The 26838-nt window shown below is 68.1% G+C and carries 20 protein-coding genes and 1 tRNA gene; 7 read left to right on the top strand and 14 right to left on the bottom strand.

Annotated features, from left to right (window positions below; genetic code table 11):
• Positions 1-204: 204 nt before the first annotated feature.
• Entirely contained in the window at positions 205-840 is a 636-nt protein-coding gene (locus D4739_RS12855) for a phosphotransferase family protein (protein ID WP_120060986.1), read from the bottom strand.
• Positions 841-896: 56 nt separating this feature from the next.
• Here D4739_RS12855 and D4739_RS12850 point away from each other — a divergent pair, with 56 nt between their 5' ends.
• Positions 897-1721: a class I SAM-dependent methyltransferase gene (locus tag D4739_RS12850; protein WP_238473643.1), complete on the top strand. Its 825-nt coding sequence runs from the start codon at positions 897-899 to the stop codon at positions 1719-1721.
• A 6-nt stretch (positions 1722-1727) separates the two neighbouring features.
• Here D4739_RS12850 and D4739_RS12845 read toward each other — a convergent pair whose 3' ends face one another.
• Entirely contained in the window at positions 1728-4085 is a 2358-nt protein-coding gene (locus tag D4739_RS12845; protein WP_182920415.1) for a hypothetical protein, read from the bottom strand.
• A complete protein-coding gene (locus tag D4739_RS16705; RefSeq protein WP_147384918.1) occupies positions 4082-4660 on the bottom strand; it encodes a hypothetical protein in 579 nt (192 codons plus the stop codon). Before D4739_RS16705 ends, D4739_RS12845 begins: the two co-directional genes overlap by 4 nt.
• 210 nt (positions 4661-4870) lie before the next feature.
• On the opposite strand from D4739_RS16705, the gene D4739_RS12835 reads away from it, so the two are divergent.
• Positions 4871-6142 carry a lipopolysaccharide biosynthesis protein gene (locus D4739_RS12835; protein ID WP_338016275.1) on the top strand — a complete coding sequence of 424 codons (1272 nt, stop codon included), beginning with the start codon at positions 4871-4873 and terminating at the stop codon, positions 6140-6142.
• A gap of 21 nt (positions 6143-6163) precedes the next feature.
• Here D4739_RS12835 and polA read toward each other — a convergent pair whose 3' ends face one another.
• Entirely contained in the window at positions 6164-8881 is a 2718-nt protein-coding gene (gene polA, locus D4739_RS12830) for a DNA polymerase I (RefSeq protein WP_120060982.1), read from the bottom strand.
• A gap of 63 nt (positions 8882-8944) precedes the next feature.
• Between polA and D4739_RS12825 the strand changes: the two genes are divergently transcribed.
• On the top strand, positions 8945-9388 hold the full coding sequence (locus D4739_RS12825; RefSeq protein WP_120060981.1) for a hotdog fold thioesterase: 444 nt from the start codon (positions 8945-8947) through the stop codon (positions 9386-9388).
• A gap of 9 nt (positions 9389-9397) precedes the next feature.
• Here D4739_RS12825 and D4739_RS12820 read toward each other — a convergent pair whose 3' ends face one another.
• Positions 9398-9979 carry a GNAT family N-acetyltransferase gene (locus tag D4739_RS12820; protein WP_120060980.1) on the bottom strand — a complete coding sequence of 194 codons (582 nt, stop codon included), beginning with the start codon at positions 9977-9979 and terminating at the stop codon, positions 9398-9400.
• 276 nt (positions 9980-10255) lie between these two features.
• On the opposite strand from D4739_RS12820, the gene D4739_RS12815 reads away from it, so the two are divergent.
• Positions 10256-11533, top strand: coding sequence for an ABC transporter substrate-binding protein (locus tag D4739_RS12815; protein WP_120060979.1), 1278 nt, complete (start codon positions 10256-10258; stop codon positions 11531-11533).
• Positions 11534-11627: 94 nt separating this feature from the next.
• Here D4739_RS12815 and D4739_RS12810 read toward each other — a convergent pair whose 3' ends face one another.
• From D4739_RS12810 to D4739_RS12790, 5 genes are all read right to left on the bottom strand, one after another.
• Positions 11628-12413, bottom strand: a complete 786-nt coding sequence (locus tag D4739_RS12810) for an ABC transporter ATP-binding protein (RefSeq protein WP_120060978.1) — start codon at positions 12411-12413, stop codon at positions 11628-11630.
• Positions 12410-13303, bottom strand: coding sequence for an ABC transporter ATP-binding protein (locus tag D4739_RS12805; RefSeq protein ID WP_120060977.1), 894 nt, complete (start codon positions 13301-13303; stop codon positions 12410-12412). The genes D4739_RS12810 and D4739_RS12805 overlap by 4 nt, the downstream gene beginning before the upstream one ends.
• On the bottom strand, positions 13293-14288 hold the full coding sequence (locus D4739_RS12800; RefSeq protein WP_120060976.1) for a branched-chain amino acid ABC transporter permease: 996 nt from the start codon (positions 14286-14288) through the stop codon (positions 13293-13295). Before D4739_RS12800 ends, D4739_RS12805 begins: the two co-directional genes overlap by 11 nt.
• A 10-nt stretch (positions 14289-14298) precedes the next feature.
• Positions 14299-15588 (bottom strand): branched-chain amino acid ABC transporter permease, encoded by a 1290-nt coding sequence (locus D4739_RS12795; RefSeq protein WP_182920413.1) that lies wholly within the window; start codon positions 15586-15588, stop codon positions 14299-14301.
• A 182-nt stretch (positions 15589-15770) separates the two neighbouring features.
• Positions 15771-16367 (bottom strand): ANTAR domain-containing response regulator, encoded by a 597-nt coding sequence (locus D4739_RS12790; protein WP_274380490.1) that lies wholly within the window; start codon positions 16365-16367, stop codon positions 15771-15773.
• 75 nt (positions 16368-16442) lie between these two features.
• Between D4739_RS12790 and D4739_RS12785 the strand changes: the two genes are divergently transcribed.
• The 3 genes from D4739_RS12785 (at position 16443) to D4739_RS12775 (ending at position 18106) form a co-directional block, all read left to right on the top strand.
• Positions 16443-16528: transfer RNA gene (locus D4739_RS12785), tRNA-Leu, on the top strand.
• 64 nt (positions 16529-16592) lie between these two features.
• A complete protein-coding gene (locus tag D4739_RS12780) occupies positions 16593-17372 on the top strand; it encodes a transcriptional regulator (RefSeq protein ID WP_120060974.1) in 780 nt (259 codons plus the stop codon).
• A 134-nt stretch (positions 17373-17506) separates the two neighbouring features.
• Positions 17507-18106 (top strand): hypothetical protein, encoded by a 600-nt coding sequence (locus D4739_RS12775; RefSeq protein ID WP_182920412.1) that lies wholly within the window; start codon positions 17507-17509, stop codon positions 18104-18106.
• A 6-nt stretch (positions 18107-18112) separates the two neighbouring features.
• Here D4739_RS12775 and pyk read toward each other — a convergent pair whose 3' ends face one another.
• The 4 genes from pyk to D4739_RS12755 form a co-directional block, all read right to left on the bottom strand.
• Positions 18113-19561: a pyruvate kinase gene (gene pyk / locus D4739_RS12770; RefSeq protein ID WP_120060972.1), complete on the bottom strand. Its 1449-nt coding sequence runs from the start codon at positions 19559-19561 to the stop codon at positions 18113-18115.
• A 127-nt stretch (positions 19562-19688) separates the two neighbouring features.
• On the bottom strand, positions 19689-21149 hold the full coding sequence (locus D4739_RS12765; RefSeq protein ID WP_120060971.1) for a glutamate synthase subunit beta: 1461 nt from the start codon (positions 21147-21149) through the stop codon (positions 19689-19691).
• Positions 21142-25680: a glutamate synthase large subunit gene (gltB, locus tag D4739_RS12760; protein ID WP_420799019.1), complete on the bottom strand. Its 4539-nt coding sequence runs from the start codon at positions 25678-25680 to the stop codon at positions 21142-21144. The genes D4739_RS12765 and gltB overlap by 8 nt, the downstream gene beginning before the upstream one ends.
• A gap of 175 nt (positions 25681-25855) precedes the next feature.
• The gene (locus tag D4739_RS12755; RefSeq protein WP_182920411.1) at positions 25856-26821 is read right to left on the bottom strand and encodes a metallophosphoesterase family protein; all 966 of its coding nucleotides are present in this window, start codon (positions 26819-26821) and stop codon (positions 25856-25858) included.
• Positions 26822-26838 lie beyond the last annotated feature (17 nt).

The raw sequence follows: 26838 nt of genomic DNA, 5'->3' as shown, positions 1-26838 counted from the left end.
AGGAGTTGTCCCTTGGGTGGATGGGTGTTGTGCGGGCACGCCACAAGCCCTGTTTCACTACCGATGAGACGTTCACACCGAACGGTGTGGTGATAGCGAGCGAGAGTCCACTACGTCTGGGATACAGGCAGACCTCTGGCGCAACCATAAGTTTACGCAGCGCTGTCGACCCCAGTCCAACCGGGCTCCCCACGCGGACGGTGATCAGGGCCAGAATCGACGGTACGCCGCCTCCGCGGCGTCAGCGAGGGGATCCGGCGCCCAGCCCCGGACGGTGACGAGGTCCGCCCCGGGTTCGCCCGCGTGCGCTTGCTCCCAGTCCAGCAGGCCGGTCACCTCGAGCCGGACCGGGTCGACCAGAACGCGTGCCGCGCCCAGGTCTCCGTGCACCAGGCATGCCCGACCGGCGGTCCGCTCGCCGGGCGGGAACGGCGCGATCGACAGCTCCGCATCGGCGAACTCGCCCGCCCGAAGCATCGCCACACCGGAGAGCCGGTCGAGCAGCTGGCCGAGCGACTCCCCCACCTTCTGCAGCGCCGGTCCGGTCAGGTCGGGCAGCAGCACGTCGAGCCGCTCGCCGGGCAGGAACGACGTGACCACCAGGGCCGGCATCTCGCCGACCGGTCGGCGTACCTCACGCACTTCGGGGACCGGGACCACCCCGCGCAGCAGCGTCAGCAGCGCCACCTCGATCGCCCAGCCCTCCGCGCCCCGTCGGTCCGGCCTCACCCAGAGCCGGACGACACTCACCTCGTCCGCGCCCTGCGCGAGGAACGACTCCGCCGAACGCCCGCCCGGGACGGGACTCAGGCCGGAGGCGAACGACTCGAAGAGATCCACCTGCCGATCCTCCCATCCGCAGTCGTCCCTCGGCTGGACGGCTAGGCTCAGCGCTCGTGGAGCAGCAGGAGTCCAGGCCGTCCGTGCGCGTGGAGCGCCGGGCAGTCGACGAGGCCGAGTCCCGGCGGGCCAATGGCCCCGACTGGGACGTCTATGCCGATGAGTACCAGTCGACGCACGGGGAGTTCCTCGGCGACGTCGGTTTCATCTGGGGACCCGAGGGCTGCACCGAGGAGCAGTACGCGCTGCTCGGCGAGAGCTCGCAGCTGAGCGGCCAGGACATCCTCGAGGTCGGCTGCGGCGCCGCGCAGTGCTCGCGCTGGCTGGCCGCGCGCGGCGCCCGGGCGATCGGGCTCGACCTCTCGCACCGCCAGCTCCAGCACTCGCGGCGGATCGACGAGGCGAGCGGGGTCGCGGTGCCGGTCGTGACGGGCACGGCCACGCACCTGCCGTTCCCCGACGACAGCTTCGACGCTGTCTTCTCCTCCTTCGGCGCGCTCCAGTTCGTCAGCGACATCGAGCGCGCGATCGCCGAGACGCACCGCGTGCTGCGTCCCGGCGGCCGGTTCGCGTTCTCCATCACCCACCCGACGCGCTGGATGTTCCCCGACGACCCCTCCGAGGAGGGGCTCGTCGCGTCGCAGTCCTACTGGGACCGCACGCCGTACGTCGAGGTGGACGACGAGACCGGCCGCGTCGCGTACGTCGAGCACCACCGCACGCTGGGCGACTGGGTGTCGCTGCTCGCTTCGGGAGGTTTCCGGATCGAGCGCCTCGAGGAGCCGGAGTGGCCCGAGGGGCACGAGCGCATCTGGGGAGGTTGGTCCCACATCCGCGGCAAGTACACCCCGGGCACCGCGATCTTCCTCGCGACGGCCTGAGCCGGCTCAGACGAACAGCCTCCTCCGGAGCAGCATCACGCCACCACCCGCGGCGAGCAGCACGACGCCGCCGGCCGTGCGAATCCAGTTGCGGCCACCTTCACCGTCCTCGGCCTTGATCACGTACGTGTACGCCGTCAGGCCGACTGCGTCGGAGGGTGCGCCGTACGCCATCCGCTCGGCGTCCGCGCGCTTGGCACCTTCCTCGAGTACGGCGTACAGCGTGCCGTAGTTCTGAGCGGTGTCCGCCCCCTTGCCGGCGATGACCTTGCTGCCCTCCGTGGAGAGACGCCCGGCACCGTCGACCAGCTTGGGTGCGCCCTTGGCTGCTTCGCCGAGGCCGTCGGCGAGCTTCCCCGATCCCTCGGCAGCACTGGTGATGCCCGTGGAGAGCTCGTCAGCACCCGCGGCCAGCTGCCCCGATCCGTCGTGGACCTGCGTGACACCGTCCGCAAGCAGCCCGAGCTTCTCGGCGAGGGTTCCGGCGCCGGTGTCGATCGTGCCCAGGCCGTCGGCGAGGTCCGAGGACCCGGCGTACGCGTCAGAGGCGCCGCCATCGAGCTGGAGGACACCCGCGACCGCTGAGGCAAGACCTGCGTCGAGGGCCTCCAGACCATCACGGACCTGGACCACTCCGCCCTTGAGCTGGCCTGCCCCTGCCTTCGCCTGGGTCGCACCAGCCGCCAGATCGGCGGCCCCGGCCGCGAGGGCGTGCGCCCCCGGGACCAACTGCTGCGTGAGTCCGGAGATGGCAGACGCCAGACCAGCCGACACCTGTCCCAGCCCACCGGACGCAGCCTGCAGGTTCGTGCGGCTCGTGGCCACACCAGGCAGGATCTGGTTGGTGATCACGCTCTGGCAGACCGGGCCGCAGTCAAGCGCGAGGAGCGCATTGAGGCCGGCCGCCAGTTGGTCCAGGCTGCCGCCCGCGGCCAGGGACTGGTCGAGACCGGCCTTCACCTGGTCGACCCCGCCCTTCGCCGCCGGAAGGCCGGACGGAGCAGCCAGCTGCCCGAGACCCCCCTCAAGCTGGGTGGCGCCAGCGCTCAGCTGGCCGGCACCTGCCTCGATCCGGGCCAGCCCATCCATGAGGGTCCCGGTCTGACCGACCGAGCCGAAACCGGCGAGGATCTGGTCGACCCCCGCCTTGAGCAGGTCCACTGCAGCCGCAGCCTTCGGCAGACCCTCGCTCGAGGACAGCTGGGACAGGCCGTCGCTGATCTGGCCCAGTCCGTCGCGCAGCTTGGTGCTGCCGGCGTGTGCGGTGCCGGTGCCGTCCGCGAGAGCGCCCGCGCCCGCGGCCGCCTTGCCTGCACCATCGTCGATCAGGCCGAGGCCGTCATCGAGGTCGCCCGCGCCCGCAGCGAGCTTCTTCGCCCCAGGAGCAGCCTTGCCCGCGAGGCCGGTCTGGAGCTCCTCGGAGCCGGCGTGCAGCTGCAACAGTCCGGCAAGGAGGTCGCTGGCGCCGTCGCGCAGCTTGAGCAGGTTGGTGTCGATCTCCAGTGCGCCATCAGCCAGCGCCGTGCCCGTGTCCGCACCTGACTGATAGCTGGTCGCAGCCGTCTTGAAGCTCGGGCTCTTCAGCGGGTTCACCGGAAGGGCACTGACGTCGATCCGCGGGACGACCCCGTCCTCGATCGCGGCGGTGTAGCCGAAGGTCGCCTTGGCCGCGCCGATCGGCGGGAACAGAGTCATGGTGAAGGTGAGCTTGATGCCGCCCTTGCCGTCACCCGCCATGTTGGCCTGATCGGACTTCACGTCGGTGAAGTTCCTGGGCGCAACCGTGGTGAGCGAGCCGACCATGGGGATCGCGACGTCGACGGTGCGCGTGACCGTCCCGCCCTTGCCGTCAGGAATGGTCACTTCCTGCGACTCGGAGGTGACGTTCTCCACCGTGAACTCGACCTTGAGATCCCCGGCCTCGCCGACGACGTCGCCCGGCTCCACTTCCTTGCCGTCGAGTGAGTAGGAGACATCGATGTCCAGCGGGAGGGTGCCGTCGTAGTCGCTGACGCTCCGGGCCCGGGTGACGCCGTCGACATCGAAGGTGCCGATCTGCTCGCCGTCCTCGACGTCGAAGTCGCCGAATCCGTCGAGGTTGCGCAAGCCCTCGGTCGACACCGGGTTCTTGACGGTGACGTTGCCCGTCCCCTTGAGCACGAGCTGCTCGTAGACGCGGCTCGACTCGACGGTCCCGTCAGCGTCCATGTACACCTGAACGGTCTCGGTGTTGACGATGTCGACCTGGTCCCCGCCGGCTGCCGAGGCTGCCCTCGCAGTCGGTTCACCAGTGGCCAGTGCGGCGACAGCGACCGCAGCAGCGGCCGCAGCGATGCGACGCGTGGCGCTGTGAATCCTCCTCATCGGCCAGCCTCCATCATCTCGTCGAGGCGTGCCGTGGCGCGGCCCGCTGAAGGCTCGGGGCGCAGCCCGGCACTGCGGCCGCGGGCGGACCCGTCGATCGGGCGGATGATGCATGCTGCGAGGAACCCGACTCCGGTGGTGAAGAGCAGCGTCGTCGCAGCCGAAACCGAGGTGTCGAGCATCTGCGACGGCGACTCGGCGTACGTGAGCTCATACCCGCCCGCGAGTGCAGCGGTCCCCAGCAGCAGGCTCCACAGCGGGATCCGCTCCTGTGCAACCGCGGCAACGGTCGCGCACGCCATGACGACCAGGAAGACCGCAACCGCGCGTCCGCTCGAGCTGTCAGGCAGGAGAAGCGCCCGCGCTGCGTAGCCGATCCAGGCGATGACGAAACCGGCGCCGAAGCCGGCGAGCCGGCTCGCCGTGGAGCGATCGGGCACGAGGGCCACGACCGCGCCGAGTGCGGCGCCCAGCAGGGCGACCGACTCGAGGTCAAGGTCGAGCGCGGCACTGGACCACACGACGAGGACAGCTGCACAGCTCAGCAGCAGTCCGGACAACAAATTCGCGCGCATGAATGCGTGCCTCCCTCAGAGCGCGCAGTCGCGCGCCCTCTCCCTCAGAATCTCCGGACCCCTCCCAAGGTCCGGGGCGCTCGCCTATGCCCCATGACAGCGCCACCACCACAGTAGGCCGGATTGTGTGAGCCATACAACATGACGACGTCATCGGGGGTCTTGTGGGAGTTCATGATCCCTTCACTCATACCGTGCAAAACTCATTGAGTGGTGAATCAATCCGGTTCTGTGCTCCAACGCATCCTTCGCAGTGGCAGCTCCATCGCAGTTGCCATGGCAGTCATGAGCATTGCGACCTACGGATTCACGATGATTGCCGCGCGCATGCTCGGGCCGGGGTCCTACGGAGCCCTTGTCGCGATGATGAACACGCTGCTCGTGGTCTCCGTGCTCCAGCTCGGCCTCCAGGCGACAGCGGCCCGACGCATCTCCTCGACACCGGACCACGTCGCCCAGATCGAGCAGAACATCCTCCGGGTCACCTGGCGGGCGTCCCTCGTCCTCGGTGTCGTCATGCTGGCCCTCAGCCCGGTGGTCAACCAGGTGCTGCGCCTCGACAGCATGCCGACCGCGATCCTGATGGCGCTCATCGCCGTCCCGATGACGATGATGGGTGGCCAGGCGGGCATCCTCCAGGGCGAGCGCCGGTGGTATCCCCTGGCAGTCCTCTACCTGGCCAACGGCGTGCCGCGACTCCTGATCGGATGGGCGCTGATCGCATGGCGCCCCGACGAGTTCACGGCGATGGTCGGTGTGGCACTCGGTCAGGTCATCCCGGTCCTGGTCGGCTGGTGGACACTGCGCCACACGCGCCAGCCCGGCATCGACACCACCGACCACCGGCTCCGCGAAGTGGTCCGCGAGACCCTGCACAACTCCCAGGCCCTGCTGGCCTTCTTCGCCCTGTCGAACGTCGACATCATCGTCGCCCGCAACGTCCTCGACGACCATGCCGCGGGCCTGTACGCCGGCGGCCTGATCCTCAGCAAGGCCGTGCTCTTCTTGCCCCAGTTCGTCGTCGTGGTGGCCTTCCCGACCATGTCCACGGTGAGTGAGAGGCGCAAGGCACTGACCCGCAGCCTGACTGCGGTTGCGCTGCTAGGAGCCGGCGCGACGATCGGTGCGGCGGTCCTTCCGGAGCTCGCCATGATCTTCGTCGGCGGCGCGGAGTACGCCGCGATCGAGCCGAAGCTGTGGCTCTTCGCGATCCTCGGCACGTTCCTGTCGATGCTCCAGCTTCTCGTCTACGCAGTGATCGCACGCCAGGGCCAGCACTCCATCCACCTCGTGTGGGTGACGCTCGCCTGCATGGTCGCGCTCGGCCTCACCACGACCTCGGTCAGTGGCCTGCTCGCTGTCGTGATCGGTGCCGACGCGGTGCTCTTCGCCGCCCTGCTCGCGGTCAGCTACTGGATCGTGCGCCACCCTGCGCCCGTGCAGGAGACCGCACCGCGCACCACCGAGGCTGCCGCCGCCTGAGCCCGGCAGTCCGGCGGCGGCTCAGTGCGCGGCGTCGTGCCAGCTGCGGCCGGTGCCGACCGAGACGTCGAGCGGGACGGCCAGGTCCGCCGCGCCGCCCATCTCCTTGCGGACAAGGGCAGTCAGCGCTTCGGTCTCTCCCGCTGCCACCTCGAACACGAGCTCGTCGTGGACCTGGAGCAGCATCCGTGACCGCAGCCCAGCCTCGGCGATGGCCGCGTCGACGTTGAGCATCGCGACCTTGATCAGGTCGGCCGCAGAGCCCTGGATAGGCGCGTTGAGTGCCATGCGCTCGGCCATCTCGCGGCGCTGCCGGTTGTCGCTGGTGAGGTCCGGCAGGTAGCGCCGGCGGCCCATGATCGTCTCGGTGTAGCCGCTGCGGCGGGCCTCGTCGACGATGCCGCCGAGGTAGTCACGGATGCCGCCGAAGGTCTCGAAGTACTCCTCCATGAGCACCCGCGCCTCGGACGGCTCGATCTTGAGCTGTTGGGAAAGACCGAACGCCGAGAGGCCGTAGGCCAGGCCGTAGTTCATCGCCTTGATCTTGGCGCGGTGCTCGACGCTGACGGCATCAGCCGGAACGCCGAAGACCTTCGACGCCGTGATCGAGTGGAAGTCGTGGCCGGAGCGGAACGCCTCGATCAGCTGCTGGTCCTCCGACAGGTGAGCCATGATCCGCATCTCGATCTGGCTGTAGTCGGCGGTCATCAGGCATTCAAACTCGACGTCACCGCCCGATCCGACAATGAACGCCTCACGGATCCGGCGCCCCTCCTCGGTGCGGACCGGGATGTTCTGCAGGTTGGGGTCGGTGCTGCTGAGTCGACCCGTCGCCGCGATCAGCTGGTTGAACGTCGTGTGGATGCGACCGTCGGGCTGCACCGTCTTGAGCAGGCCCTCGACCGTCTGGCGCAGCCGCGTGACGTCGCGGTGGCGCAGCAGATACTCCAGGAACGGGTGCCCGGTCTTCTCGAAGAGCCCCTGCAGCGCATCCGCGTCGGTGGTCCAGCCCGTCTTGGTCTTCTTGGTCTTGGGCATGCCCAGTTCATCGAAGAGCACCACCTGGAGCTGCTTGGGCGAGCCGAGGTTGATCTCCTTGCCGATCACCGCAAACGCCTCGTCGGCCGCCTTGCGCACCTCGGCCGCGAAGTGCGCCTCGAGACCTTCGAGGTGGTCGATGTCGACCGCGATGCCGGTGCGCTCCAGCGTGGCCAGCCGCTGCTCGAGTGGGAGCTCCACCTCGGCCAGGAGCCGCGTGCCGCCGTGCTCGTCGACCTCGGTGTCGAGGACGGCAGCGAGCTCGAGGATCGCTCGAGCATGCAGCATCGCGGTCGTCGCAGCGTCGTCGCCCTCACCGAGGTCAGCAGCGTCGAAGAGCCCGTCCTGCTCCTGCGTCGTCTCCTGCCGGAGCTCGCGCTTGAGGTAGCGCAGGGTCAGGTCGCCGAGGTCGTAGGAGCGCTGGTCCGGCTGCACGAGGTACGCCGCGAGGGCCGTGTCGGTGACGAGTCCACCGAGCTCCCAACCCTGTGCGGACAAGGCCAGCGACGGCCCCTTGGCATCGTGCAGGACCTTGGGACGGTCGGCGGCCGCGAGCCACGAGGCGATCGCAGCGTCGTCCTCGACGCTCAACGCCGCCACGTCGACGTACGCCGCGTGGTCGGCCGCGTCGACGATCGCGAGGCCCTCCACCACGCCGGTGCCCGAGCCCCACTGGCCGCGCACCTGGACGCCCGCCAGCCCGGTGCCGAGCGAGGCCAGGAAGTCGGCGACCTCGCCCGCCGCCAGCTTGCGGCCATCGAGCGCGAAACCGGTGTCCTCGGCAACGGGCTCCTCAGCGGCACCGACCACGTCGAGCAGGCGGGTGCGGAGCTCGCCCCGGAACTCCAGCTCGTCGAGCAGCTCGAGCGCCACCGGGCGGTCCCACTCCTCACGGCCGAGCTCCTCGGGCCGCTTGTCGAGGGTCAGGTCGGTGACCAGCCGGTTGAGGTGCCGGTTGCGGATGACGTCGCCCAGGTGGGTGCGGAGGTTCTCGCCTGCCTTGCCGGTCACCTTGTCGACGTGCGTGATGAGGTTCTCAAGGCCGTCGTAGGTCGCGATCCACTTGGCCGCGGTCTTGGGCCCGACGCCCGGGACACCCGGCAGGTTGTCGCTGGTCTCGCCGACCAGAGCGGCCAGCTCGGGGTAGCGGTGCGGGGGAAGGCCGTACTTCTCCTCGACGGCTGCCGGGGTCATGCGGGCCAGGTCGGAGACGCCGCGCATCGGGTAGAGCACCGTCGTGGTGTCGTTGACCAGCTGCAGCGAGTCGCGGTCACCGGTGAGGATCAGGACGTCGAAGCCGTCGGCCGTCGCCTGGGTGGCCAATGTCGCGATGATGTCGTCGGCCTCGTAGCCGTCGTGCTCGAGATAGGTGATCCGCAGCGAGCGGAGCATCTCCTGGATCAGCGGGAGCTGGCTCTTGAACTCGTCAGGGGTCTTGTTGCGCTTGGCCTTGTACTCGGAGTACTCCGCCAGGCGGAAGGTCTGTCGCGAGACGTCGAAGGCCACCGCCACGTGGGTCGGCTGCTCGTCGCGCAGGACGTTGACCAGCATCGAGGTGAAGCCGTAGACCGCGTTGGTGTGCTGGCCCGTCGCGGTCGAGAAGTTCTCCACCGGAAGCGCAAAGAAGGCGCGGTAGGCCAGCGAGTGACCGTCGAGCAGAAGCAGGCGGGGGCGACCAGTGGCAAGCGACGTCTCAGGCACGGTGCGACTCTATCCGGGCCGACCGACCGCTCGTGCGCTGGAGGGATCGGGCAGGATGGCGTCATGACTCAATCTGCACTGCCCGAGTCCATCGATGGCATCCCCGTCGACGAGCTCCTTGCGATCATCCCGATGGGCGCGCTCAACGACAAGATGGGGATCACTCTGCTCGAGGCGTCTGCCGACCGTCTGGTCGCGACGATGCCGGTCGAGGGCAACACCCAGCCCTTCATGCTCCTGCACGGTGGCGCATCGGTGGTCCTCGCGGAAACACTCGGATCCCTCGGTGCTGGCATCCACGCGTATCCCGACAAGGTCCCGGTCGGCGTCGACATCAACGCCACCCATCACCGGGCAGCAACCTCGGGTCTGGTTACCGGAGTCGCGACGGCCATCCACCGCGGCCGCACGTCCGCGGCATACGAGATCGTGATCACCGACGAAAGCGGCAGGCGCTTGTGCACGTCGCGGATCACGCTTGCGCTGATCGCCGCGCCGAAGGGCTGACCGCTCAGCTCAGACTGCGTCCTGGCTGCGGCGCATCGAACGACGCGCGGCCAGGACCTGGCTGAGGTTGCGCTGCTGCGCCGGTACGCCGCGGACCACGGCCGGCACGTCGATCGGCAGGCGGGCGCGGAGTGCGGCGGTCGGGGCAACGCGAAGCGTGGCAGCCTGGGTCAGCCCGATGCGGGCCAGGAAGCGGTTGGTGTCGCGAGACGCGCCGCTGGAGATGCTGACGACGTGGGCGATGCCCTGCTCCTCCGCCCAGGAGACCGCGGCCTCCATCAGGCCCCGCGCGACGCCGCGACGACGGAACTCCTCATGCACCTTCAGCAGGCTGGCGAAGACCGCCTGATCGCTGGTGAGTGGCATCAGCGGCCCGACACGCAGGTAGATCGCACCCACGATCCGGCCGTTGACCTCCGCGACTGCGATGCGCTCACGGTCACTGGCCAGGACCTTGCGCACCGTCGACGGAACGTCGTGGCGCGTGATCTCCTGCTGACCGGTGCGTCCGATCCGCGACTGCCACAGCTCCATCAGGCCATCGGCGTCATCCAGCTCGACCGCCCTGACGTGGAACGAAGCACGACTCATGACATACCTCCCCCGCTCGACAGACACAACGTCCCCCGTTGCAACCCCCGTTGCGGGTCTCTGACCCGCAGGAAGCCTACGCCCCGGTTCAGGGGCTGTCTCCCCTCCCCCGATTTCCGTCGCGAGCTTCCTCGGCCAGTCCCGTTGACGTAACGGTTCGCTAACGACATGGTTCGAGACGAAAGAGGCAGATCACCCGGGTCTAGCGTGGCCCGAAAGATCCCGCCTGCCTCGGGCAGCTCCCGTCAGTTTGTTCGTTCTACGAAAGGTCTTGACGTGAATCGACGTACCTCCACCTGGGCGAAGGCGACTGCCACCTCGGCAGTCCTCGCCCTCGCGCTCTCCGCCTGCGGCGCCGAGGAGAAGAAGGACGAGGAGGTGGACAAGCCGGTTGCCGCCAAGGGCGACGGCGTCCTCACCTTCGGCTCCCTGCTCCCTGCCACGGGCAGCCTTGCCTTCCTCGGCCCGCCGGAGTTCGCCGGCGTCGACCTCGCGGTCAAGGACATCAACGCTGCTGGCGGCGTCCTCGGCAAGGACGTCGCGCACGTCCGCGCCGACTCGGGCGACACCGACTCGGGCATCGCCCCGGCGGAGACCGACAAGCTCCTCGACAAGGGCGCCGACGTCATCGTCGGTGCAGCCTCGTCGGGTGTCTCGATGACCGTGGTCGACAAGATCATGTCGTCCGGCGCGGTCATGTTCTCGCCCGCCAACACGTCGACCGACTTCGACAACGGCAAGTTCGCCAAGCCGGACAACTACTTCCGCACGGCACCGTCCGACATCCTCCAGGGTGCCGTGATGGCCAACCTGCTGCTCCAGGACGGCCGCAAGAACGTCGCGATCCTGGCCCGTCAGGACGCCTACGGCGAGACCCTCGCCGAGGAGGTCAAGAAGAACCTCGAGGCGGCCGGCTCCAAGGTTGCCGACACCGTCTTCTACGGCGAGAAGGCCCAGTCCTACGACTCCCAGGTCACCGAGATCGCGGGTTCCGGCGCGGACGCCATCCTCCTGATCGCCTTCGAGGAGACCACCTCGATCATCCCGCAGTTGATCGCCTCCAAGGTCGGCCCGCAGGACGTCCCGACGTACTTCGTCGACGGCAACACCGCCGACTACAGCAAGGACGCCACCGCGCCCCTGCCGCCCGGCACCCTCAAGGGCACGAAGGGCACGATCCCGGGCGCCGAGACCGCCAAGGACTTCAAGTCGCGCCTGCTCGAGATCGACCCGAAGCTGAAGGACTGGGCCTACGCGGCTGAGTCCTACGACGCCACCATCGTCTCGGCACTCGCGGCCATCGCGGCCGAGAGCGACGCGGGCAACGACGTCGCTGCCAACATCGTCGACGTCACCACCGGCGGCGAGAAGTGCACGACGTTCAAGGACTGCGCAGCCCTGCTCGCTGACGGTGAGGACATCGACTACGACGGTGTCTCCGGCCCGATCGAGCTCGGCGAGACCGGCAGCCCGACTGCGGCGTCCATCGGCATCTACGAGTACGACGCAGCCAACAAGATCAGCGCCATCGACTACATCTCCGGCACGATCTGATCCAGCACATCAAGGAAGGGCCCCGGAGCTTCGGCTCGGGGGCCCTTCTCTTGTGGTGCGTCGTGCGTCGGCAGGTCGTGCGCTGGTACGTCGCTCAGCCCGTCTTGCCGAGCGTGCCGAGGTAGAGCTCGATCACCTTCGGGTCATCGGCGAGCGCGCGTCCCGTGCCGGTGTAGGCGTTGCGTCCCTGGTCGAGGACGTAACCGCGGTCGCAGATCTGCAGGCAGCGGCGGGCGTTCTGCTCGACCATGATCACCGAGACGCCGGCCTTGTTGATCTTGCGGGTCTGCACGAAGACCTCGTCCTGCATGACCGGCGACAGGCCGGCGGACGGCTCGTCGAGCAGCAGCACCGAGGGGTTCATCATCAGCGCCCGGCCCATGGCGACCATCTGCCGCTCACCACCGGACAGGGAGCCGGCCCGCTGCGCACGGCGGGTGCCCAGTGTGGGGAAGAGGTCCGTCACGAACCCGAACCGCTCGGCGAACGTCTTGGGCCGCTGGTAGCAGCCCATCTGGAGGTTCTCCTCAATGGTGAGGCTCGGAAAGACGTTGTTGGTCTGCGGCACGAAACCGATGCCGCGCGCGACCAGTTGGTCGGCGCGCAGGTCGGTGATCGGCTCACCTTCGAGCACGACAGAGCCCGTGTGCACCTTCACCAGGCCGAAGAGCGCCTTCAGGAGGGTCGACTTGCCGGCACCGTTGGGCCCGATGATCCCGACCAATTCGCCGCGCTGGCAGTAGAGGTCGGCGCCGTTGAGGATGTTGACGCCGGGGAGGTAGCCGGCGATCAGGTTGTCAGCCCTCAGGACCGCTCCCTCGGCAGCGGCTACATGCGCCGCGCGGAGGGCCGCCACATCATCGCTGGTGGGCTCGCTCATGGCTGCTCTCCTTCGGTCTGGCCAAGCTCCTCGAGAACCTCGGCCTCGACGATCTGCTCGACCTCGCTGAGGTCGGCGTCGTGGTGGGCGCCCAGGTAGGCGTCGATCACCTTCGGGTCCGCCATGACCTCGGTGGGCGTGCCCTGGGCGACGATCTGGCCCTGGGCCATGACGATCACCCAGTCGGAGATGTCGCGGACCATGTCCATGTCGTGCTCGACGAAGAGCACGGTGCGGCCCTCGTCGCGCAGCGACTTCACGTGGCCGAGGAGTGACTGCTTGAGGGCCGGGTTGACTCCGGCCATCGGCTCGTCGAGCATGATCAGCTCTGGGTCCACCATCAACGCTCGGGCCATCTCGAGAAGCTTGCGCTGACCACCCGAGAGCGATCCAGCGAAGTCCTCGCGCTTGGCGTCGAGCTTGAAGCGGGCCAGCAGGTCGTCCGCGCGGGCCGTGATCTCCTGCTCCTGGCTGCTCCACAGCGCCCGGAACGGAGCGGCCCAGAGTCGCTCGCCGCGCTGCGCGGTGGCTCCCAGTCGCATGTTCTCGATGACGGTGAGCTTGGCCAGCACCTTGGTGAGCTGGAACGTCCGGACCATGCCGAGGCGCGCCACCCGGAACGCAGGTACGCCGGCCAGCGAGCGTCCGTTGAACGCCCACTCTCCACTGTCGGGACGGTCGAACCCGGTGAGCAGGTTGAACAGCGTTGTCTTGCCGGCGCCGTTGGGGCCGATCAGTGCGGTGATCTTGCCGCGCGGGATCTCGATGCTCTCGACGTCGACGGCGGTGAGGCCGCCGAACCGGCGCGTGATGTTGTTGCCGACGATGATCGGGCCGGCGGCGACCTCGAGGTCACCGGCCTCGACTGCGGCGTTGATGTCAGCGGGCATCGATTGCGATCTCCCTCCGGTCGCCGAAGATCCCCTGGGGTCGGTAGATCATCAGCAGCATGAGCGCCAGGCCGGTCACGATGTAACGGACCAGACTGGCCTGGGTGCTGTCCATCAGCCACGTCGGAAGGATCGGGTCCGCACCCTCGGTGAGCTGGCCGAAGACCGAGCCGAGGCCAGCGAGCAGGAACCAGAAGATGATCGAGCCGACCACCGGGCCGAGGACCCGCGCAGCACCACCGAGCAGGAGCGCGGTGTAGGCGAAGAACGTGATGTTGGTGCTGTAGTCGCTGGGAACGACCGACGACTGCTTGAGGGCCAGGAAGAGGCCAGCCAGACCGCCGAACATGCCGCCGAGGATCAGCGCCTGCATCTTGTAGGCGAAGACGTTCTTGCCGAGCGACCGCACGGCGTCCTCGTCCTCACGGATCGACCGCAGCACCCGGCCCCACGGGCTCCGCATGAGCGCCCAGACCAGCAGGCAACCAAGGCCGACCAGCACCCAGCCGACCACGGCGGACCAGAGGTCGTCGCGGCTGAGCCGGAAGATCCCGAGGTCGAGCGGCCCGGAGAACGGGTTCAGCGACTTGAAGGTGCTCGAGTAGCCGTTGAGGCCGTTCGATCCACCGAAGGTGTCCTTCATCTCCACCGAGCCGACGATCAAGCGGATGATCTCGGCCGCGGCAATGGTGACGATGGCCAGGTAGTCGGCTCGCAGCCTCAGCGTCGGAGCACCCAGGAGGATCGCCAGGATCACGGGGGCGACCAGCGCGAAGCCGACGCCGACCCAGAACGGCATGCCCAGCGTCACGACAGTGACCGACAGCGCGTACGCGCTGACCGCCATGAAGCCGGCCTGGCCGAAGTTCAGCAACCCGGTGTAGCCGAAGTGGATGTTGAGGCCGATCGCCGCGAGGGCGAAGACGACCGCGTTGGGACCCAGCGCCTGGGTGAGCGCGGTCCGCAGGATCTCGATGATGTCCATCTCGCCGCCCCTAACCAATCCGCTCTCGGTGACCCAGGATGCCTTGTGGCCGGACCAGCAGGATCAGGATCAGCACCACGAGGGCGCCGACTTCCTTGATCGAGGACGGCACTCCGAACAGCGGACCGACCTCCACCATCAGGCCGATCACCATCGAGCCGATCAGGGCACCCCAGATGGTGCCGAGACCGCCCAGGGTCACCGCCGCGAAGACCAGCAGCAGCATCTTGAAGCCCATCAGGAAGTTGACCTGGCTGTTGACGGCGAGCAGCACGCCGGCGAGTGCCGACAGCGCCGTGCCGACGATCCAGGCCCAGGCGATGACGCCGTCGACCCGCATGCCCGATGACGCAGCGAGGGCGGGATTGTCGGAGACGGCCCGCATCGCCTTGCCGAGCCGGGTCTTCATCAGCGCCACGCACACGGCAGCGAGCGCCACGATCGCGACCAGGAGGATGACGATCTCCTTGTCGGCCAGCGACACGATGCCGTAGTCGTGGCGGGCCTGGCCGGTGTACCTCGACAGCGACTTGGTCGAGCCGCCGAAGAAGTACTGGTAGATGCTCCGCAGGAAGATGCCGAAGCCGATCGACACGATCATCATCGCGATCAGGCCGGTCCCCCGCGAGCGCAGCGGGCGCCACAGCGCCCGGTCCTGCGCCCAGCCGAATCCGGCACCGAGCAGCACCGCGAGCACACCGGCCACGATCACCGGGAATCCGAGCTGCCGGTCGAAGAACCAGGTGGCGACACCGCCGAGGGTCACCAGCTCACCGTGCGAGAAGTTCGTGAGTCCGGTGGCACCGAAGATCAGCGACAGACCCAGCGCGGCCAACGCGACGATCAGGCCGAACTTCACGCCCGAGACGATGCTGGAGCTGAGGTCATCGGCAAAGCTCGAGGTGTCGGCCTTCTCGACGCCGATCGGGAACAGCGCGAAGTTGGTCGGCCCGTCGAGACGCACGGTCACCGTCAGCTCGTTGGCAGTGTCCTCGTCGAGCACGATCCCCGCAGGAAGCGTCTTCTCGTCGAGAGTGACGGTGTACGTGCCCTTCTCGGGGACCGGCAGCACTGCGCGACCGTCGGCATCGGTCTCGGCTGAGCCGAGTTCGCCGCCGTCGTTGCTCACCACGAGTCGAACGCCGGGAACCGGGGTCGAATTGCCCTCGGCATCCTTGTTCGACTCATCGGTGAGGGTGACCGTGATTGCCGTGTCATCGCCGGGTGCGGCCACCGGAGCCGTCGCAAGCGCCTGGGCCGGAAGGGCCAGAACGATCGCGACGAGGGTGACCAGGAGCAAGGCAACTGCCCTGACTCTTGGAGCCACAGGAGAACTCCCGTTCGTCTCGTCAAATGGATTGTTTGGCAGTCTAGGGGTGGAGGCCCCCTACACCCCTAGACCTTCGCCAGGTCCGGCGTGGCCGAAGCCAATCGGTGACAAACCGTGACCGGCCCGAGACAAAATCAGGGCACGCGGGACGATCAGCTCGCGGTCTCGCCCGGACCGTGGGTGAGCACGCCGTCAGCGACCTGCCGCATCGACAGGCGAAGGTCCATCGCGGTCTTCTGGATCCACCGGAAAGCGTCAGGCTCGGAGAGGCCCAGGTCCTTCTGCAGGACGCTCTTGGCGCGGTCCACGGCCTTGCGGGTCTCGAGGCGCTCGGTGAGGTCACCGACCTCCGTCTCGAGCGCTTGCAGCTCGGCGAACCGGCTCATCGCCATCTCGATGGCCGGCACCAGGTCGTTGCGGCTGAACGGCTTGACGAGGTACGCCATCGCACCCGCGTCCCGCGCACGCTCCACCAGGTCACGCTGGGCGAAGGCGGTCAGGATGACCACGGGCGCGATCCGCTGCTCGGCGATGCGCTGCGCCGCGGCGATGCCGTCGAGCTTGGGCATCTTCACGTCACACACGACCAGGTCAGGGCGGAGCTCCTCCGCCAGCGCGATCGCCTGCTCGCCATCCGCGGCCTGCCCGACGACGTCGTACCCCTCCTCGACGAGCATCTCGGCGAGGTCCATGCGGATGAGGGCCTCGTCCTCGGCGATGAGGACACGGGGCTTTGTGGAGACGGTCACGCCGCGATGCTAACCGGGGTGGCACTCCCCCGCATCTTGACGGGGCAAAGCCAGCGCTAACATTGGCCGCTGTTAGCCGGGTTGGCGGAATGGCATACGCGACGAGCTCAAACCTCGTTGCCCGAAAGGGCTTGTGGGTTCGAATCCCACACTCGGCACCAGCAGAGCGGCGATCCTTGTGGAACCTGCCAGCCGATTGTCGGTGGCTCGGAACAGACTGACCCCGTGCCCCACGTTCGCTCGGACGCCGTCGTCGCCAGCGCACTTGCTGCCTCAGATCGCGGCCTAGCGGATGCTGAGAATGCACGGATTCATGGGGTCGCGATCAAGACGATCCGGCGATGGCGTCGCCTGTATCAGCGCCGCGGGCTCCCTCGGGGTCAAGCTCATTCACATGTGCCGTGCCCCCGGTGCGAAGAAGCCGACCTGGATCAGCGGGCCTATGCCGAGCTCCTCGGCTGGTACCTCGGCGACGGGCACATCAGCCTCGCGCCTCGGGGCGTCTATGGCCTGCACATCGTGAATGACCAGAAGTACGTGGAGTTGAACCGGCACATCATCGAGCTGATGAAGTTGGTGAAGCCAGGAGGACAACCGCACACCCGCCTCCGACCGGGTGCCGTCATCACTACGGTGAGTTGGAAACACTGGCCCTGCCTGTTTCCGCAACACGGTCCAGGACGCAAGCATGACCGACTCATCGAGCTCGACCAATGGCAGAAGGACATCGTGTCGGCACACCCGGCCGACTTCGTTCGCGGACTGTTCCACTCCGATGGGGCGCGCTCAGCCAACTGGACTCGGAAGTTGGTCGCCGGAGAAATGAAGCGCTACGACTATCCACGCTGGCAGTTCAGCAACAACTCCGACGACATTCGCGCTCTCTGCTGCTGGGCGCTGGACCTGCTCGACATCCCTTGGAAGCAGTCCAGCTGGAAGACCATCTCCGTCTCGCGCCGACCGGCTGTTGCTCGACTCGACCGCCTGATCGGCCTCAAGGCCTAACGGATGCCATCCTCAGGCATGCACCGGAATCATGTCCTCCGAGATCTTCAGCCTTCCCCTGCAGCGTCGGGGCTGCTGTGGGCGTGATCCGAGGGCTGACCTTCGACCCAGCGATGCTTGTTCAGAGCGATCTCATGCCCGATCCGCTCTGGGGCACTGAGTGCCTCGCCTTCAACCTCCAGGTAGACCTCGATAACTACGCGACGGCCGCCGTCGAGGAGGTACTCGACGTCCTATACCCGGGATTGCCCACCCAGCATCTTGTGCCGTCTACCGCGCTTCACATCTCGGTTCTGAACATTATTCGGGCTCGGAGTCCGAACTCGCGGCGCGAGAAGGTAGCGCAGTGGGACCGGCACCAGGAGCACTGGCTCGCCGCCATAGATGCAACTGCGAACGAAACTACGCCGTTCGAGATCGACCTGACTGAGCTCTTGCCCGCATCGTCAGGGGTCGTCGCCGTCGCGCGCAACTGCCCAGAACTTGTCGACCTTCGCCGTCGACTTGCCAGCTCAATGGGCCTCGACACCGGTCCTGTCCCCGAGCTCTGCCACGCGACCGTCATGAGGTTCGGTCCTGTCGTGCCCAAGCTGGCTGGCTTGACCCAGATCCTCGACGATCTCGCCATCCGGGTGACTACGCAAGTGACCGCCCTGCGCACTGTCCGCGAACTCGTCTATCCATCACTGGTTCGCGAAACCCTGCGAGAGCATCCACTTGAGCAATCCACCTGAAACCGGTCAGCGCAGCGAGCGGTAGGCCGGGGTGACCTCGTTGATCGCGTCACCCATGCGGTGGACCCGCAGCGCGTTGGTCGAGCCGGGGATGCCCGGAGGCGAGCCGGCGATGATGACGACGAGGTCACCCTCGTTGACGCGACCGATCTTGAGGAGCTGCTCGTCGACCTGCCGCACCATCTGGTCGGTGTGCTCGACCATGACGGTCTTGAAGGTCTCGACACCCCAGGCCAGCGAGAGCTGCGAGCGGGTGGTGGCCTCGGGGGTGAAGGCGAGGATCGGGATCGGACCGCGGTAGCGCGAGAGCCGCCGGGCCGAGTCGCCGCTCGTGGTGAAGGCGACAAGGTACTTCGCGCCCACCCGCTCGGCGACCTCGGCGGCCGCCTTGGCGATGATGCCGCCCGTGGTGCGCGGGTTCCAGTCGAGGGCACGCATGTGGTCGAGGCTGTGGTCCTCGGCGGCAGCCAGGATCCGCGCCATCGTCTCGACGGCCACGATCGGGTAGTCCCCGACGCTCGTCTCGCCCGAGAGCATGACCGCGTCGGCGCCGTCGATGATCGCGTTGGCGACGTCGGAGGCCTCGGCGCGGGTCGGCGCCGGTGACTTGATCATCGACTCGAGCATCTGGGTGGCCACGATGACCGGCTTCGCGTTCTGCCGGCACAGGTCGATGATCCGCTTCTGGATGAAGGGAACCTGCTCGAGCGGACACTCGACGCCCAGGTCACCACGGGCGACCATGACGCCGTCGAATGCCTCGACGATCTCCTCGAGCGCGTCGACCGCCTGCGGCTTCTCCACCTTGGCGATGACCGGGACCAGACGACCCTCTTCGCGCATGATCTTGCGGACGTCCTCGGCGTCAGCAGCGCTGCGCACGAAGGAGAGGGCGATGAAGTCGACGCCCAGGGCGAGCGCGAAGCGCAGGTCCTCGATGTCCTTCTCCGACATTGCGGGCACGTTCACGGGCACGCCGGGCAGGTTGATGCCCTTGTTGTCACTGACCCAGCCGCCCACGACGACCTCGGTGTGCACGTCGTCGCCGTCGACGCCCGTGACCCGCAGCCGGACCTTGCCGTCGTCGATCAGCAGCGGGTCGCCGGTCTTCACATCGCCCGGCAGCCCCTTGTACGTCGTGCCGCTGACCATGCGGTCACCGTCGACGCTGCGGGTGGTGATGCACCAGGCCTGGCCCTTCTGCAGCCGGACCGGCCCACCGGAGAAGCGCTCGAGGCGGATCTTGGGCCCCTGCAGGTCGGCGAAGATCGCCACCCCGCGTCCGCGGGCATCGGCTGCGGTCCGCACCCGGCCATAGACCTCGGCGTGGTCCTCCTGGGACCCGTGGCTCATGTTCATCCGGGCAACGTCCATGCCCGCGTCGACCAGCGCCTGGATCTGCTCCTGGCTCGAGGTGACGGGGCCCAGCGTGCACACGATCTTTGCTCTACGCACACCCCGACCCTAGTGGCCAGCGACGGTTACCACCCAGTCACCCCGGGCAAACGTCTGACGAAATGAGGGCGACCCGGTGTCCCTGTCTCCAGAGTCACCGGGTCGCCCAGCGGATCAAGCCGGTGGATCAGGCCATCAGGGGTCGTGCGGTCGGCGGGATCGGCGCGGGAAGCGTCGTCGAGCCGGTGAGGTACTTGTCCACCGCGGCGGCAGCCGAGCGGCCCTCAGCGATCGCCCACACGATGAGCGACTGCCCACGACCGGCGTCGCCCGCGACGTACACGCCGTCGACGGACGAGGCGTAGTCCAGGTCGCGCTTGACGTTGCCACGCTCGTCGAGCTCGACACCGAGCTGCTCGATGACGCCGGGCTTCTCGGGACCGACGAAGCCCATAGCGAAGAGCACGAGCTCGGCCATGATCTCGCGCTCGGTGCCCTCGACCGGCTGGAACTTCGAGTCCACCTCGGTCACCTTGAGTGCGCGGACGTTGCCGTCGGCGTCGCCCAGGAACTCCACGGTCGAGGTGGCGTAGACGCGCTCGCCACCCTCCTCGTGGGCCGAGGAGACGCGGTAGGTCATCGGGTACGTCGGCCAGGGCTGTCCGTCGGGACGGTCCTCGGTCGGACGCGGCATGATCTCCAGCTGGGTGATCGACTTCGCGCCGTGGCGGATCGAGGTGCCGAGGCAGTCAGCACCCGTGTCACCGCCACCGATGATGACGACGTTCTTGTCGGTGGCCATGATCTGGCCGTCCACCGTGTCGCCCACAGCAGCGCGGTTGGCCTGCGGCAGGAACTCCATCGCCTGGTGGATGCCCTTGAGCTCGCGGCCCGGGACCGGCAGGTCACGGGCGACGGTCGAGCCCATGGCGAGCACGACTGCGTCGTACCGCTCGCGGAGCTGGGCGCCGGTGAGGTCCTCGCCGACGTTGACGCCGGTGCGGAAGACGGTGCCCTCGCGCTTCATCTGGTCGAGGCGACGGTCGACGTGCGCCTTCTCCATCTTGAACTCGGGGATGCCGTAGCGGAGCAGGCCACCGATGCGGTCGGCACGCTCGTAGACGGCGACCGTGTGACCGGCGCGGGTCAGCTGCTGCGCAGCGGCCAGGCCAGCAGGGCCCGAGCCGATGACGGCGACGGTCTTGCCCGAGAGCCACTCCGGCGGCTGGGGCCGGACGAAGCCGGACTCCCACGCCTTGTCGATGATCGAGACCTCGACGTTCTTGATGGTCACCGGGTCCTGGTTGATGCCGAGGACACAGGCCGTCTCACAGGGAGCCGGGCACAGGCGACCGGTGAACTCCGGGAAGTTGTTGGTCGCGTGGAGACGCTCGATCGCGCCTTCCCAGTCGTTGCGCCAGACCAGGTCGTTCCACTCGGGAATGATGTTGCCGAGCGGGCAGCCCTGGTGGCAGAACGGGATGCCGCAGTCCATGCAGCGCCCGGCCTGCTTGACGATGATCGGAAGCAGGGTCCGCCCGATGCCTCCATCGGGGTAGACCTCCTTCCAGTCAGTGACGCGCTCGTCGACGGGGCGACGGGTCGCGACCTGGCGGCCTTCCTTCAGAAAGCCCTTCGGGTCAGCCATGGAGGACCTCCATAATCCGTGCGGCGGCCTCGTCCTCGTTGAGACCCTCTTCGAGGGCCTCCTCACGAGCTTCGAGAACGCGCTTGTAGTCGCTGGGCATGACCTCGGTGAAGCGCGGCAGGGCGGCTTCCCAGTCGGCGAGCAGCTCCTCGGCGACCGCGGAACCGGTCTCCTCGAAGTGCTTGGTCACGATCGCCTTGAGCTCGTCGGCAGCCTTGCCGGTGACCGGCTCGAGCTCCACGAGTTCCTGGTTGACGCGGAACGGCTTCAGGTCGAGCACGTAGGCAACACCGCCGGACATGCCCGCGGCGAAGTTGCGGCCGGTCTTGCCGAGCACGACGACACGACCACCGGTCATGTACTCGCAGCCGTGGTCGCCCACACCCTCGGTCACGACGGTTGCGCCCGAGTTGCGGACACAGCACCGCTCGCCGACACCACCGCGCAGGTAGATCTCGCCACCGGTCGCGCCGTAGGCGATCGTGTTGCCGGCGATGATGTGCTCGTTGGCCTTGAACGTCGCAGCGCGGTCCGGGCGGATCACGATGCGGCCGCCCGAGAGACCCTTGCCGACGTAGTCGTTGCCGTCGCCCTCGAGGCGCAGCGTGACGCCCTTGGGGACGAACGCACCGAACGACTGACCCGCAGCACCGGTGAAGGTGATGTCGATCGTGTCGTCGGGCAGGCCCGCGCCGCGGTAGCGCTTGGTGACCTCGTGGCCGAGCATCGTGCCGACCGTGCGGTTGAGGTTGCGGACCTCGAGCTGCGCACGCACGGGCTCACCGGACTCGAGCGCCGGCTGGGCGATCGCGATGAGCTCGTTGTCGAGCGCCTTGTCGAGACCGTGGTCCTGGCCCTGCGAGTTGAACAGGGTCTGGCCGTCGTACTGGCCGTGATCGCCCGCGGGGTCGACCTTGTGCAGGATCGGGGTCAGGTCGAGACCCGACGCCTTCCAGTAGTTGACCGCGTCGCGGATGTCGAGCGCCTCGACGTGGCCGACGGCCTCCTCGAGCGTGCGGAAACCGAGCTCGGCGAGGAGCTCACGCACCTCCTCAGCGATGTACTCGAAGAAGTTCACGACGAACTCGGGCTTGCCGGAGTAGCGGCTACGCAGAACGGGGTTCTGCGTGGCGACGCCGACCGGGCAGGTGTCGAGGTGGCAGACGCGCATCATGATGCAGCCGCTGACGACGAGGGGCGCGGTCGCGAAACCGAACTCCTCGGCACCCAGCAGGGCGGCGATGACGACGTCACGACCGGTCTTGAGCTGGCCGTCGGTCTGCACGACGATGCGGTCGCGCAGGCCGTTGAGCAGCAGGGTCTGCTGGGTCTCGGCGAGACCGAGCTCCCAGGGGCCACCCGCGTGCTTGAGCGAGGTCAGCGGCGAAGCGCCGGTGCCACCGTCGTGACCGGAGATCAGGACGACGTCCGCGTGGGCCTTGGAGACACCCGCGGCAACCGTGCCGACGCCGACCTCGGAGACCAGCTTCACGTGGACCCGAGCCGCCGGGTTGGCGTTCTTCAGGTCGTGGATCAGCTGGGCCAGGTCCTCGATCGAGTAGATGTCGTGGTGCGGCGGCGGGGAGATCAGGCCCACGCCGGGGGTCGAGTGCCGGGTCTTGGCCACCCACGGGTAGACCTTGTGACCGGGCAGCTGGCCACCCTCGCCGGGCTTGGCACCCTGCGCCATCTTGATCTGGATGTCGTCGGAGTTCGTGAGGTACTCCGAGGTGACGCCGAAGCGTCCCGAGGCAACCTGCTTGATCGACGAGCGACGCTTCGGGTCGTAGAGACGGTCGGCGTCCTCGCCACCCTCACCGGTGTTGGACTTCGCACCGATCGAGTTCATGGCGACAGCCAGCGTCTCGTGCGCCTCCTGCGAGATGGAGCCGTAGGACATGGCACCGGTCGAGAACCGCTTGACGATCTCGCTGACCGGCTCGACCTCGTCGATGCTGATCGGCTCGCGGCCATCGGCGAACTTGAACAGGCCACGCAGCGTCATCAGCCGCTCGGACTGCTCGTCGATCCGGGCGGTGTACTGCTTGAACACGTCGTAGCGACCCTGGCGGGTGGCGTGCTGCAGCCGGAAGACCGTCTCCGGGTCGAACAGGTGCGGCTCGCCCTCACGACGCCACTGGTACTCGCCGCCGATGGGCAGCTCGCGGTGGGCCGGCGCGATGCCGTCCTTCGGGTACGCCGTGGCGTGCCGCCTGGCGACCTCCTCGGCGATGGTCTCGAGCTCGATGCCGCCGAGCTTGGACGTCGTGCCGGTGAAGTACTTGTCGACGACCGACTGCGAGAGACCGATGCACTCGAAGATCTGGGCACCGGTGTAGGACGCGACGGTCGAGACGCCCATCTTCGACATGACCTTGAGGACGCCCTTGCCGAGGCCCTTGATCAGGTGCTTGACGGCGACCTCGGGGTCGACCTTGACGAAGTGACCGTCGCGAGCGAGGTCCTCGACGGTCTCCATGGCAAGGTACGGGTTGACCGCGGTCGCGCCGTAGCCGACCAGCAGCGCGACGTGGTGGACCTCGCGCACGTCGCCGGCCTCGATGACCAGGCCGACCTGCGTGCGGGTCTTCTCGCGCACCAGGTGGTGGTGCACGGCACCGGTGAGGAGCAGCGACGGGATCGGCGCGAGCTCCGCAGTCGAGTGACGGTCGGACAGAACGATGATCCGGGCACCCTCGGCGATCGCGGCCGAGACCTCGGCGCAGATCTCGTCGATGCGCGCGGCCAGCGCGTCGCCACCGCCGTCGACCTTGTACAGGCCGCGGGAGACGTGGGCGATGAAGCCGGGCTTGTCGCCGTCACGGTTGATGTGACGGATCTTGGCCAGGTCGTCGTTGCTGATCACCGGGAACTGCAGGACCACCTGGCGACAGGAGTCCGGCGACGGCTCGAGCAGGTTGGACTCCGGACCGATGGTGCCGTAGAGCGAGGTGACGAGCTCCTCGCGGATGGCGTCCAGCGGCGGGTTCGTGACCTGCGCGAAGAGCTGCGCGAAGTAGTCGAAGAGCAGACGCGGCTTCTCGCTGAGCGCGGCGATGGGCGAGTCGGTGCCCATCGAACCGAGCGCCTCCATGCCGGTGTTGGCCATCGGCGAGAGGATGACGCGCAGCTCTTCCTCGGTGTAGCCGAAGACCTGCTGGCGGCGGGTGACCGACGCGTGCGTGTGCACGATGTGCTCAAGGTCGGGCAGCTGCTCGAGGCGGATCAGGCCACCGTCGAGCCACTCCTGGTAGGGGTGCTCTGCAGCGAGGGCGTCCTTGAACTCGTCGTCCTCGACGATGCGGTGCTCAGCGGTGTCGATGAGCAGCATCTTGCCGGGCTGCATGCGGCCCTTGCGGACGATCTTCTCGGGCGCGATGTCGTGGAGGACACCGGCCTCGGAGCCGTAGATGACCAGGCCGTCGTCGGTGACCCAGAAGCGACCGGGGCGCAGACCGTTGCGGTCGAGGACCGCGCCGACCTGGGTGCCGTCGGTGAAGACCATGTTGGCGGGGCCGTCCCACGGCTCCATCACGGTGGAGTGGAACTCGTAGAACGCGCGGCGCTTCTCGTCCATCTCGCCGTGGTTCTCCCACGCCTCGGGGATCATCATCAGCACGGCGTGCGGCAGCGAGCGGCCACCGAGGTGGACCAGCTCGAGGACCTCGTCGAACGACGCGGAGTCGGAGGCCTCGGGGTCGCAGATCGGGTAGAGGCGAGCGAGGTCGCCCGGGATGGCGTCGGAGGCCAGGAGGGCCTCACGGGCACGCATCCAGTTGCGGTTGCCCTTGACCGTGTTGATCTCACCGTTGTGCGCGATGAAGCGGAACGGGTGGGCCAGCGGCCAGCTCGGGAACGTGTTCGTGGAGAAGCGCGAGTGCACCACGGCGACTGCCGACGCGACGCGCTCGTCGACGAGGTCGGGGAAGACCTTGTCGAGCTGGTCGGTCGTCAGCATGCCCTTGTAGGCGATCGTGCGCGAGGAGAGCGACGGGAAGTAGGCGCCGGTCTCGTGCTCGGCACGCTTGCGCAGGCAGAAGGCCTGGCGGTCCAGCGGGAGCCCGGTGAGGGCTTCCGTGCCGGCGACGAAGAGCTGCTCGAAGGCAGGCATGCACGACAGCGCAGTCGCGCCGAGCATGTCGGTGACCACGGGGACCGTGCGCCAGCCGAGGACCTTGAGGCCCTCCTCGACCGCGAGCTCCTCGATACGCTGGCGCGTCTTCGCAACGGCGTCGGCGTCACCCGGGATGAAGGCGGTGCCCGCGGCGTAGGCGCCGGCGGCCGGAAGGTCGAAGTCCACGACATCGCGGAAGAACGCGTCCGGCACCTGGAACAGGATGCCCGCGCCGTCGCCCGAGTTGGGCTCGGCGCCGGTGGCACCGCGGTGCTCGAGGTTGCGGAGCGCAGTGAGCGCCTTCGCAACGATGTCGTGGCTGGCCACGCCGGTCAGGGTCGCAACAAAGGCCACGCCGCACGCATCGTGCTCGTGGTTTCCGTCGTACAGCCCTTGGGGCGGCGGGAATGCGTGCATGGGCATTCTCCCGTCGTCGTCTGCGCCGCGCCCTGAAGGCGCGACGAATCGGCATTGCAGATCAATGATGAAGATGCAGGGGACGACATTGGCCCAAGCGGAAGCGCCAGACTACCACCACGGCCCTTTCGGGCCTCCTCCGGTTTTCGCGGCCGAGGCCGACGTGACGGGCGTCTCAGAGACAGTTGCTGGTGCCCTGGTCGCGCACGACGCCATCCGTGGTGATGTAGCGCCACGTGTAGCTCGACGCCCCGAGGTCGAGGCGCAGGACGCCGAAACGGGTGGCCTGGAAGTACGCCGACCCGGGCTTGCGGGTGCCGAGGTGGTAGAGCGACTTGCCGCCCGTGCCGACGACGAACGACCGGATGCCGCGGTAGGGACGCTTCGTCCCGTCGGGCGCCATGCGGACGAACCGCTCGTAGTCGTGGTCGTGGCCCGCGAGGGCGATGTCCGCACGGTGGTTGTAGGCCACCCGCCAGAACGGAGCGACGTACGGCGCGTTGCCGTGCTCGAGGCCCGAGGAGAACCGCGGCCCGTGCATCGTGATGATCTGGCACTTGCGCGGGTTGGCGTCCATGTCGCGGCGCAGCCACGCCGTCTCGGCCGCGCAGTCGATGATCGAGCAGTTGCTGTTGAGGCTGTAGATCCGCCACGACCCGGCGTTCCAGGCGTAGTAGCCGGGGCTCTTGCGCCCGAAGTAGGCGTAGTAGCCCGCAGCGCCCGCGGTCTTGTACTCGTGGTTGCCGACGACGGGCCGGGTGATGGACTTCAGGGAGCCCCAGCTCGACGCGTAGGAGCCCTGGAAGTCGGCGAGCGAACCACGCTCGTACTGCAGGTCGCCGAGCGGAACGACGGCGTGCGGCGACTGCGCCGCCGCGAGCCGGGCCGTGTCGGCCTGGCGGCAGGTCACGGGCGTGACGGAGGATCCCGGCGGGCAGGCGATGTCGCCGGCCGCGACGATCCGGTACGTCGTGCTGGCCGCTGCCGGCGCCAGGCCGGCCGTCGGCGTACCGGAGGCGCCGGGCGACTGCGCTGCCTGCTCGGGAACCGACGCGGAGCACCCGACGAGACTCGCGCTCGCCGTCAGGGCGATGACGACGGCGAGGATGCGGGCGGTGGCACGGGGTCCCGAGGTCAGCACGGCGCCAGCATAGGCAC

Origin of the sequence: Nocardioides cavernaquae, assembly GCF_003600895.1 — a bacterium.
Classification (GTDB): domain Bacteria; phylum Actinomycetota; class Actinomycetes; order Propionibacteriales; family Nocardioidaceae; genus Nocardioides; species Nocardioides cavernaquae.
This window is presented reverse-complemented; position numbering and strand designations above follow the sequence as displayed.